The sequence below is a fragment of the Leptolyngbya cf. ectocarpi LEGE 11479 genome, assembly GCF_015207065.1.
Taxonomy (GTDB): Bacteria; Cyanobacteriota; Cyanobacteriia; order Phormidesmidales; family Phormidesmidaceae; genus Leptothoe; species Leptothoe ectocarpi.
Window position 1 is genome coordinate 1 of record NZ_JADEXP010000506.1, and the last position, 3,246, is coordinate 3,246.

At 46.7% G+C, this 3,246-nt stretch carries 5 protein-coding genes; all 5 read left to right on the top strand.

The window, feature by feature from the left end; translation table 11 throughout:
- Window positions 1–603, top strand: a 603-nt coding sequence (locus IQ260_RS29090; RefSeq protein WP_228016538.1) for an adenylate/guanylate cyclase domain-containing protein, incomplete at its 5' end; no start/stop codon positions are given.
- A 52-nt stretch (window positions 604–655) separates the two neighbouring features.
- Window positions 656–1,225 carry a Uma2 family endonuclease gene (locus tag IQ260_RS29095; RefSeq protein ID WP_193996555.1) on the top strand — a complete coding sequence of 190 codons (570 nt, stop codon included), beginning with the start codon at window positions 656–658 and terminating at the stop codon, window positions 1,223–1,225.
- A gap of 300 nt (window positions 1,226–1,525) precedes the next feature.
- Window positions 1,526–2,413 (top strand): response regulator, encoded by an 888-nt coding sequence (locus tag IQ260_RS29100; protein ID WP_193996556.1) that lies wholly within the window; start codon window positions 1,526–1,528, stop codon window positions 2,411–2,413.
- The gene (locus tag IQ260_RS29105; RefSeq protein ID WP_193996557.1) at window positions 2,410–2,733 is read left to right on the top strand and encodes a circadian clock KaiB family protein; all 324 of its coding nucleotides are present in this window, start codon (window positions 2,410–2,412) and stop codon (window positions 2,731–2,733) included. The genes IQ260_RS29100 and IQ260_RS29105 overlap by 4 nt, the downstream gene beginning before the upstream one ends.
- A 150-nt stretch (window positions 2,734–2,883) precedes the next feature.
- Window positions 2,884–3,246: ATPase domain-containing protein (locus IQ260_RS29110; RefSeq protein ID WP_322745074.1), on the top strand; the 363-nt coding region annotated here is incomplete at its 3' end.

The following is a 3,246-nucleotide window of genomic DNA, read 5'->3' on the forward strand; positions in this document are numbered from 1 at the left end:
TTCGAAAACGTCACTATTTTGTTTGCCGATATTGTTGGCTTTACCCAGCTGGCGGCCAATACCGCACCGACGCAGCTCGTGTGTCAGCTCAACGATATCTTTTCTATTTTTGATACCTTGGCAGAGCGCCACGGTTTGGAAAAGATTAAGACCATTGGCGACGCTTACATGGTGGTGGGCGGTGTGCCTGCCCCGATGGAAAACCATGCCGAGGCGGTGATGGCCATGGCCATCGATATGCAGGCGGCGGTAAAACAGCATCCCTTTAAGTTACGCATTGGGATTAATACGGGGCCGGTTGTTGCTGGGGTGATTGGTAAAAAGAAATTTAGCTATGACCTGTGGGGTGATGCGGTCAATATCGCTAGCCGGATGGAATCTCATGGGGTGGTGGATCGGATTCAGGTGAGTGCTGATACCTATGGGCTGCTTAAAGACAAGTTTCCGTTTGAGGATCGGGGCTGCATTGCGATTAAAGGACGGGGGCGAGCACGGACCTATTTGTGGAGGCCTCCTGCTGTGAATGCTGGTTCGATTTTAGAGATGAGCAATGGCAAGCGTAAAGGACGGTTGAATGGGTTTCTGTGGGGTGGTGAGGACTAGAGAACTTTAGAGCAAGCAACGTTACACTGTTAGGAAATAGAAAGCAGACTCTATGATTGCTAGCCCTTCACACCTAACTGCTGACGAATACTTGGCCTTTGAACGGGCCAGTTCGGTTAAGCATGAGTATCGTAGTGGCCAGGTGTACGCGATGGCAGGGGCTAGCAATAACCATGTGATTATTGCGGGTAACTTATTTGCAATGCTTAGGGTTGGTTTACGGGGGCAGGGATGTCGTCCTTATATTTCGGATACGAAAGTCCATATCGCTGCTAAGAACACTTACTATTATCCAGATATTGTTGTGAGTTGTGATTCACGGGAGAGCGGCCTACAGGATTTCTTGGCGTTTCCGTGTTTGATTGTGGAGGTTTTGTCGGATACGACAGAAGCGTTTGATCGGGGAAGCAAATTTGCCGACTATCGAGCTTTAGGGAGTTTGAAAGAGTATGTTTTAGTGGATCAAAAGAGTATCTCAGTAGAGGTTTTCTGTCGCAATAGTTTGGGACAGTGGGTTTTGAGTGCCTATGAAGCGGGCGATAGGGTGAGTCTCAGCAGTGTTGATGTAAGTTTTGATGTGGCTGAGCTATACGAAGATGTGGAGTTTGAGTCAGCTAACTAGTGAACACTCTCGCTATATAAGAGGCTAGATAGAATCAACCAGCTTCAACCAATCGTTCATTGCGGCTTAATTATTTTTTTATATTTGACGTGCAGCCCTTCATGGATGTTTACAAACTCGCTGCAGAATATACTTTTTGGGCTTAAAAACCGTCATATTGATACATTCGCTTAATGAAACGGCTTTTCGTTCGGCACACGATCCCATGATCAGTAGCAGTTGTGATTCGAATGGGGGAAGTCATTCGTAATAGGTTGCCTCAATTGGTTGCTCATACTCCTTTTTTGTAGGAGTTAGTCTATGGTCACGTATGCGTCCTGCAATGTTCTCCTAATTGATGATGATCCGTCTGTTTTTGAGCAGGTGCAGGCACTCTTAGCAGAATCTAAGCCAGCTATGGATGCGTCTGGAAGTTTGTTTCAGCTATCCCATGTTGAGCGGCTTAATCAGGGATTAGAGGTTTTGAGTGAGCCGACTTACCAAGTGGTTTTACTTGATTTACACCTACCAGATAGTCAGGGGATAGATACGTTAGAACGTCTTCGCCAAGCTGTGCCGACAATACCCACCGTTGTGTTGACGGGCACGGAGGATGAGGTAATTGCCGTTAGGGCTATCGAAGCGGGAGCCCAGGGGTTTTTGAGTAAGCATACGCTTGACCCGAACCTGTTGGCCTATGCTCTCTTACTGGCACTTGAACGTCAGCGTCAGCTCAATGTTGCTTTACAATCAACCCCTACAGCCCAAGGACTGACCGAAATCGAAAATTTTGAGCGATTGGCCTATACGGTACGACCGGCAACCGTAACTGCAAGTTTATTTGAATCAGGGCTTCTCAAGGATTCAATTCCGGACATTTTTCGACAAATAGTCGAAGATTATAGTCATGTTTTAGATCAAGTATTGGAACAACAAACCTTTCGGGTGGAGTATCCAATCTCTGAAAATTTGCGTTCATTGGCGGAGAAACTGGGTTTTTTGAAGGCCGGGGCCAGGGATGTTGTTGAGTTGCATACTCTGGCCTTAAAACAAAAAAATGAAACAGAGAATGTCATTAAAGCAAGAGCCTATGCTGACGCGGGACGACTAGTGGTGTTGGAGTTAATGGGGTATCTCACTACTTACTATCGCAAGTACTTTATTGGGTTAAGCAAGTTGAACGCTAGTATCCAGAAAGAGGAATCATGAGTCCGCAGCCATATATCCTAAAGCTTTATATCACAGGTAGTAGCCCTCGCTCTGAGCGTGCGATCGCAAACTTGGTTCATCTATGTGAGCAGGAATTAGCCGATAACTATGAGCTGTCGATCATCGATGTGTTAGAACAACCCCAACTAGCAGAGCAAGAAAAGATTTTAGTCACCCCCACTTTAATTAAAGAAGTTCCCCCTCCAGCTCAGCGCATTATTGGAGATCTCAGTGATGCGAAAATTTTGTCCCAGGGACTGGATCTTCGTCTGTCCAAGTCGCCTAGATCAATGACATCTTCTTCGAATGCCAGGGAGTAACCTCGAAATTGTTATGTATGCAATATTATCGCCGTCGCTGATTGAGAGGATGAATCGATCTGTTAGACAGACTATGTGACAGAATCTTTCAGATGCAATCAGCAACGCCGCATTGTTAATCCACACCTTCCCTTGAGAGATATGTCAGCCATGAAAACTACACCCGTCATAGACGAAGGCATTGAAAAACTGGAAACCGGAATACCAGGCTTTGACTTTCTATCCGAGGGGGGTGTACCCAAAGGACGCACCACATTAATTGTGGGTACTGCGGGCAGTGCTAAAACAGTCTTTGCCTGCCAGTTTTTAGCAGAAGGAATCAAGCGGGGCGAACATGGGGTATTCGTCACCTTTGAAGAGCCTCCCCAGATTGTTCGCCGCAATATGCGCGGTTTTGGTTGGGATATTGAGCAATGGGAGCGCGAAGGCAAGTGGGCGTTTGTAGATGCCTCTCCAATCCCAGGTGCAAAGCCCATGGTGAGTGGCACCTATGATTTAGGAGCGTTGCTAGCT

Bases quoted from the DNA above. Each gene is read 5' to 3' on its own strand.
- IQ260_RS29095 (WP_193996555.1), top strand. From the start codon at position 656: ATGATTGCTAGCCCTTCACACCTAACTGCTGACGAATACTTGGCCTTT.
- IQ260_RS29100 (WP_193996556.1), top strand. From the start codon at position 1,526: ATGGTCACGTATGCGTCCTGCAATGTTCTCCTAATTGATGATGATCCG.
- IQ260_RS29105 (WP_193996557.1), top strand. From the start codon at position 2,410: ATGAGTCCGCAGCCATATATCCTAAAGCTTTATATCACAGGTAGTAGC.